Source organism: Curtobacterium sp. B18 (assembly GCF_000333375.1).
Classification (GTDB): Bacteria; Actinomycetota; Actinomycetes; order Actinomycetales; family Microbacteriaceae; genus Curtobacterium.
This window is the reverse complement of the sequence record NZ_BACZ01000176.1, coordinates 1-6615: the sequence shown is the minus strand read 5'-3', so window position 1 is coordinate 6615 and position 6615 is coordinate 1. Positions and strand designations below refer to the sequence as shown.

The window sequence follows — 6615 nt, the reverse complement described above, 5'->3', positions numbered from 1 at the left end:
GGATCGTTACCGTTCTCCCAGCTACACGTGCCGGAAGCCCTGCTGACCTGGGGGTTCCTTCCCTTGACGGGATCCGCAGGATCCCCCCGGTCCGGACGTTTGCAGGTGTACAACACTCGTCGCGCTGCCTAGGTTCGAAGGCACTTGTGCCCCGACCCGTGGGTACTTCGGCCGACCGGGAGGAGCGCTTCCGCGTGTTCCAGTTCATCGTGGAGCGATGGGACCAGATCTGGTTCGCGTCGTGGCAGCACTTCTCGCTGGTGGTCCAGTGCACCGTGCTCGCGACCGTCATCGCCGTGGTGCTCGCCACCCTCGTCTACCGCAGCCCCCGGCTGACCTCCGTCGCGAACGGGGTGTCCGCGATCGGCCTGACGCTCCCGTCGTTCGCCGTCATCGGTCTGCTCATCGTGCCCCTCGGGTTCGGCGTCGTACCGTCCGTGACCACCGTGGTGTTCTTCGCCGCGCTCCCGATCCTGCGCAACGCCGTCGTCGGACTCGCCGAGATCCCGCCCACCGTCGTCGAGTCCGCGCGCGGCATCGGCATGAGCCGCTTCCGCACGCTCGTGCAGGTCGAGCTGCCGATGGCGTGGCCGATCATCCTCAGCGGCGTCCGGGTGTCGGCGCAGATGGTGATGGGCATCGCCGCGATCGCCGCGTACGCCCTCGGTCCCGGGCTCGGCGGCTTCATCTTCTCGGGCCTCTCGCGCCTCGGTGGTGCGAACGCCCTGTCCTCCGTCGTCGTCGGCGTGGTCGGTGTCGTGATCATCGCCTTCGTCCTCGACCTGCTCCTCATCGGCCTCGGCCGCCTGACCATCTCGAGAGGTATCCGTGTCCAGCACTGACCCCGCCACCACCACCGCTCCCGACGGCGACGTCACCGGCCGGAGCATCCTGCTCGACGAGGTCACCAAGCGGTACCCCGGCCAGCAGAAGCCCGCCGTCGACGGCATCACGCTCGAGATCCCCGCGGGCAAGATCGTCATGCTCGTCGGCCCGTCCGGCTGCGGCAAGACGACGACGCTCAAGATGATCAACCGACTCATCGAACCGACCGAGGGACGCATCGTCGTGGGCGACGACGACGTCACCGGGATCGACGCCGACGAGCTCCGTCGCCGGATGGGCTACGTCATCCAGGCCGGCGGACTCTTCCCGCACATGACGGTCGCGGCGAACATCGCGATCGTGCCGAAGATGCTCGGCTGGTCCAAGGAGCAGATCGCGGCCCGCGTCGACGAACTGCTCGACCTGGTCTCGCTCGACCCCGACACGTACCGCGACCGCTACCCGCGGGAGCTCTCCGGCGGGCAGCAGCAGCGCGTCGGCGTCGCCCGGGCGCTCGCCGCGGACCCGCCCGTCCTGCTCATGGACGAGCCGTTCGGTGCGGTCGACCCGATCACCCGGCAGCGCCTGCAGGACGAGCTCCTCCGCATCCAGGAGGAGCTGCACAAGACGATCGTGATCGTCAGCCACGACTTCGACGAGGCCGTGAAGCTCGGCGACTGGATCGTGATCTTCACCGAGGGTGCGCACATCGTGCAGTACGACACCCCGGAGCGGATCCTCGCCGAGCCGGCGAACGAGTTCGTCGAGAACTTCATCGGGTCCGGCGCCGGGCTCAAGCAGCTCACGCTGAACCGGGTCCGCGACGTCGAGCTCGCGCCGGCGGTCACCTGCTCGCCCGGCGAGGAGACGAAGGCCGTCCTGCAGCGCATGCAGGAGGCCGGCGGTCACGGGCACGCCGTCGTCGTCGACCGTCGTCAGCGTCCGATCGGGTGGCCGACCCGCCGTCAGCTCGAGCGGCTGGACCGGATCCCGGAGGGCATCGAGTCCGACCTGCCCGTCGTGGGCGAGGCGGCGACCCTGAACGACGCGCTCGACACCATGCTCGTCTCGAGCGCCGGTGCCGCGCTCGTCACCGGCCGCGGCGAGGCGTTCCGCGGCGTCATCACGGTCGAGGTCGTCATGGACGCCATCACCCGTTCGCGCGCCGCCGCCGCCGAGGAGCAGCAGTATGCCCCGGTCGGCACGAACACCAACCCGATCGAGACCATGCCCTCGTCGCCCGCCGCCCCGACGATCGCGCCGTCCGGGGAGGACCTGTGAGCGCGGTCGCCGCCGGACCGGCCACGGGCGCCAGCACGTCCTGGAAGGGCCTGCTGTTCCAGCCGATCGCGATCCTCGTGGTCCTCGCGGCGTTCGCCGTGTGGCTCGCGACCGCGGACCTCACCGCCACCGAGCGGGGGACCCTGAACCCGTCGACCATCCTCGACCTGACCGGGCAGCACCTCGTGCTGACCCTCGAGGCCACCGTGCTCGTGCTCGTGATCGGGATCCCGCTCGGGGTCGTCCTCACCCGCGGGCCGCTGCGTCGGATCAGCCCCGGGGTGATCGCCGTCGCGAACTTCGGCCAGGCGGCGCCCGCCGTCGGTCTGATCGTGCTGCTCGCGGCCTGGCTCGGGCTGAACTCCTGGTCGGCCGTCGTCGCCCTCGTGCTCTACGCCATCCTGCCGGTGCTCCGGAACACGATGATCGGCGTGCAGAGCGTCGACGCTCGGCTCGTCGAGGCCGGACGGGGCATGGGGATGAGTGCCTTCAGCGTGCTCATGAAGGTCGAGCTGCCGCTGGCCGTCCCGGTCATGCTCTCCGGCATCCGCACCGCCCTCGTCCTGCTCGTCGGCACCGCGAGCCTGGCGACCTTCGTCGGCGCCGGCGGCCTGGGCCTCCTCATCACCACGGGGGTGACGCTGTTCCTGCCGAAGGTGCTCGTCTCCGGGGCGCTCCTCGTGGCGCTCCTCGCCCTGTCCATCGACTGGCTCGGCCGCGTGGTCGAGACGGTCGCACGACCGAAGGGACTCCGATGACGCACGCCGACGCGCGCGACGCACCCCGCGCCTCCCGTCCGACGCTCCGCCGCCGCATCGTGACCGCCACCGCCGTGGCGGGCGCCGCCGCGCTGGCCCTGACGGGCTGCGGACTCCAGCCGGCGACGTCCTTCGTGCCCGCCGCGGACCCGGGATCGATCAAGCGGATCGACGACCTGCCCGCCGGGGCGCACCTCACGGTGACCTCGAAGAACTTCACCGAGCAGCTCGTGCTCGGCAAGATCGCCGTGCTCGCCGCCAAGGCCGCCGGCTTCGACGTGACCGACGAGACGAACGTCCCGGGCAGCGTCGCCGTCCGCGAGCTGATGACCTCGCACGCGGCGGACTTCACGTACGAGTACACCGGCACGGCCTGGCTGACCTTCATGGGGCACAGTGAGGGCATCCCGGACAAGACCGAGCAGTGGGAGGCGGTCAAGCAGGAGGACGCGGGCAACGGCCTCACCTGGCTCGAACCCGCGCCGATGAACAACACCTACGCCTTCGCCGTCCGTGACGAGGCCGTGTCGGAACTCGGCGACGTCACGACGCTCTCCGACATCACCAAGCTGCCCGTCAGCGAGCGCACCTTCTGCGTCGAGTCCGAGTTCAACTCACGCGCGGACGGCTTCAAGCCGATGCTCGAGAAGTACGGGCTCGAGCTCGGCGGCTCGGGCGAGAACGGCGTCCCGCGCGGCAACGTCAGCATCCTCGACACGGGCACGGTCTACACGGCGACCGACCGTGGCAAGTGCAACTTCGGCGAGGTGTTCACCACCGACGGCCGCATCAAGTCGCTCGGCCTGACGGTGCTCGAGGACGACAAGGGGTTCTTCCCGGCCTACAACGTCGCTCCGGTGCTCGACTCGGAGACGCTCGAGGAGTACCCGCAGCTCGCGGACGTCTACGACCAGATCTCGCCGAAGCTCACCGACGCCGTGCTGCAGGAGCTGAACCGGCAGGTCGACGTCGAGGGTCGGGAGCCGGCGGACGTCGCCTTCGACTGGATGGTCAAGGAGGGCTTCATCACGAAGCCGTGATGCGTGCGCGTGCGACGCGTGCGGTGCGCTCGCATCGTGAGCACAAATGGTCGGGTCCGCGCGCGGCACCCGACCATTTCTGCTCACCATGTACGGACTGGAGGCGCGGGGCGGGCCCGTCACGCGCCTCCCGTCCGCTACCGGGTGGTGATGCGCGCGGCGGTGTCGCGGATCGACGCGACGACCGCGGCGCGGACCGCGTCGGGGTCCGACCCCTCGTGGCGTGCCGAGCTGCGCAGCCCGGTCATGCACATGCCGAGCAGCATCTCGGCCGCCTGCGGGGTGGCCGCGTCCGGACCCCACGCCGGGTCCCGCTCGAGGATCGTGCGGACGGCACCCGTCATCGCCTCGGCCACCGTGGTCATCCGCGAGACCTGTCGGCGCATGAGCTGCGGGAACCGCACAATGACCTCCTTGCGGGCGAGCCGTTCGCGCTCGTCGCCGAAGGACTCCCCGAACACCAGGAACGCCAGGTCGACCACGGCCTGCGCCGCCGGTTCGCCCTCGACCGCGGCGAGGTGTGCGGCGAGCGTCTCGGGGGCGAGGTCGAGCTCGGTGTGCCCGAGGACCGCGTCCTCCTTGCTCTCGAAGTAGTTGAAGAACGTCCGGGGCGACACCTCGGCGCGCGCGGCGATCTGTTCGATCGTGGTGCGGTCGATGTCCTGTTCGAGGGCGAGCGTGCGCGCGGCCTCGGCGATGCGGTGCCGGGTCTCGAGGCGTTTGCGGTCGCGGAGGCCCATCTCGGAGGCGGGCGCGGTGTCGGGCATGGCCCGACTGTAACCGGAACGTCACATGGTTTACAGCAAACGCAAACTTGCAGTCGTGCAGTGGACAGTACGGTTGGCGCATGACCACTCCCGTGCTCGAGGCCCGTGGCCTCGCCAGGACCTACGGCCGCGGCGCGACGCGGTTCGACGCGCTCAAGGGGGTGTCGCTGCAGGTGGACCAGGGCGAGAGCCTCGCCATCGTCGGCAAGTCGGGTTCCGGCAAGTCGACGCTCATGCACCTGCTCGCGTTGCTCGACAAGCCCTCGGCCGGCCAGGTGCTGCTCGACGGCACCGACGCGGCGACGCTCAGCGCACGGCAGGTCAACCGCACCCGGAACAGCACGTTCGGCTTCGTCTTCCAGCAGTTCTTCCTCACGCCGAAGACCTCGGTGCTCGAGAACGTCGTGCTCCCGCTGAAGATCGCGGGCGTCACCGGCGCCGAGCGGAAGCGCCGGGGCATGGCCGCGCTGGACGCCCTCGGGCTGGCGGACAAGGCGAAGAACGACGCGAACGACCTGTCCGGCGGGCAGAAGCAGCGCGTGGTCATCGCACGAGCCCTGGTGGGGGAGCCGAGCGTCATCTTCGCCGACGAACCGACCGGCAACCTCGACACGAACACCGGTCAGGTCGTCGAGGACATGCTCTTCGGCCTGCAGCGCGACCGGGGGATCACCCTCGTGGTCGTCACCCACGACGAGGAGCTCGCCGAACGCTGCGACCGCCGCGTCAACGTCCGCGACGGACTCATCGTGGGCGGGGACGATGCCGTCGACGCCGTCGCCACCGGGCACGGGAGGCACTCCGCATGAACGTCCTCGACCTCTTCCGCACCGCGGTCGCGAACACCTTCCGGTCGAAGCTCCGCACGACGCTCACCGTCATCGCGATCTTCATCGGCGCGTTCACCATCACCCTGACCTCGGCCATCGGCACGGGCGTCAGCAACTACATCGACACCCAGGTGGCCTCCATCGGCGACACCGGGTCGCTGACGATCACCAAGGCCGTCGAGTCCTCGACCGACTCGGGGCCGGCGAAGTACGACCCCGACGAGTCGAGCCAGAGCGTCGACCGCGGGCCGGCGTCGTTCGCGTACCTGTCGCAGTCCGACGTCACGAAGATCGAGGACGTCGCCGGCATCGAGAGCGTCCGTCCGGCCGTCGCCCTCAGCACGAAGTGGGTCGAGTACGGCAGTGCGGGCAAGTACGTCGTCGACATCGCGGCGAACGCGGGGGAGCTCGACGCCGACCTCGCCGCGGGGAAGCAGCTCGACGACTCGTCCTCCGCCGGCAACCAGGTGCTGCTGCCGACGAACTACCTGAAGAACCTCGGGCTCGGCAGCGCGAAGGCCGCGGTCGGCAAGGACCTCACCATCGCGGTCGACGACTACCAGGGCAAGGAACACACCCTGACCGCCACGGTCGCGGGCGTGCAGAACGAGTCGCTGTTCGGCGGCGGGGCCGGTGCGAACGCAGCGCTCACCGACGCGATGCAGGCGGCGCAGGAGACCGGCAAGCCCTCGTCGATCGCCACCTCGTACGCCAGCGCCACCGCCACCCTCGACAGCGGCGCGTCGGCGACCACCGTGAAGAGCGCCCTGTCGAAGGACGGCTACACGGGCCAGACCATCCAGGACCAGCTCGGCCAGTTCCAGACGGTCATCAACGGCATCGTCGGCGTGCTGAACGCCTTCGCCGTCATCGCACTCGTCGCGGCCGGGTTCGGCATCATCAACACGCTGCTCATGAGCGTGCAGGAGCGCACCCGTGAAATCGGACTGATGAAGGCGATGGGCATGGGCGGCGGGAAGGTCTACACGCTGTTCTCGCTCGAGGCCGTGTTCATCGGGTTCCTCGGCAGCGCGATCGGCGCGGGCGTGGCGATCCTGCTCGGCACCGGGATCTCGAACGTGCTCGCCGGCACCGTCCTCAAGGACCTGCCGGC

7 protein-coding genes are annotated in these 6615 nt (G+C 69.9%); 6 read left to right on the top strand and 1 reads right to left on the bottom strand.

The features are described from left to right. The first annotated feature begins 194 nt into the window (after nt 1–194). The 4 genes from I5E_RS04730 to I5E_RS04715 are packed head-to-tail and all read left to right on the top strand — an operon-like array spanning nt 195 to nt 3904. Nucleotides 195–842 carry an ABC transporter permease gene (locus I5E_RS04730; protein ID WP_022905976.1) on the top strand — a complete coding sequence of 216 codons (648 nt, stop codon included), beginning with the start codon at nt 195–197 and terminating at the stop codon, nt 840–842. Then, nucleotides 829–2106: an ABC transporter ATP-binding protein gene (locus tag I5E_RS04725; protein ID WP_022905975.1), complete on the top strand. Its 1278-nt coding sequence runs from the start codon at nt 829–831 to the stop codon at nt 2104–2106. Before I5E_RS04730 ends, I5E_RS04725 begins: the two co-directional genes overlap by 14 nt. Beyond that, nucleotides 2103–2864 (top strand): ABC transporter permease, encoded by a 762-nt coding sequence (locus I5E_RS04720; RefSeq protein ID WP_022905974.1) that lies wholly within the window; start codon nt 2103–2105, stop codon nt 2862–2864. Before I5E_RS04725 ends, I5E_RS04720 begins: the two co-directional genes overlap by 4 nt. Further along, the gene (locus I5E_RS04715; protein WP_022905973.1) at nt 2861–3904 is read left to right on the top strand and encodes a glycine betaine ABC transporter substrate-binding protein; all 1044 of its coding nucleotides are present in this window, start codon (nt 2861–2863) and stop codon (nt 3902–3904) included. Before I5E_RS04720 ends, I5E_RS04715 begins: the two co-directional genes overlap by 4 nt. Before the next feature lie 137 nt (nt 3905–4041). On the opposite strand, the gene I5E_RS21175 is transcribed toward I5E_RS04715, so the two are convergent. Beyond that, complete coding sequence (locus I5E_RS21175) at nt 4042–4671, bottom strand: TetR/AcrR family transcriptional regulator (RefSeq protein WP_022905972.1); 630 nt, start codon at nt 4669–4671, stop codon at nt 4042–4044. An 80-nt stretch (nt 4672–4751) separates the two neighbouring features. Between I5E_RS21175 and I5E_RS04705 the strand changes: the two genes are divergently transcribed. Together I5E_RS04705 and I5E_RS04700 are read left to right on the top strand one after the other, a co-directional pair. Further along, nucleotides 4752–5480: an ABC transporter ATP-binding protein gene (locus I5E_RS04705; protein WP_022905971.1), complete on the top strand. Its 729-nt coding sequence runs from the start codon at nt 4752–4754 to the stop codon at nt 5478–5480. Continuing rightward, nucleotides 5477–6615: ABC transporter permease (locus tag I5E_RS04700; RefSeq protein ID WP_022905970.1), on the top strand; the 1139-nt coding region annotated here is incomplete at its 3' end. The genes I5E_RS04705 and I5E_RS04700, both read left to right, overlap by 4 nt.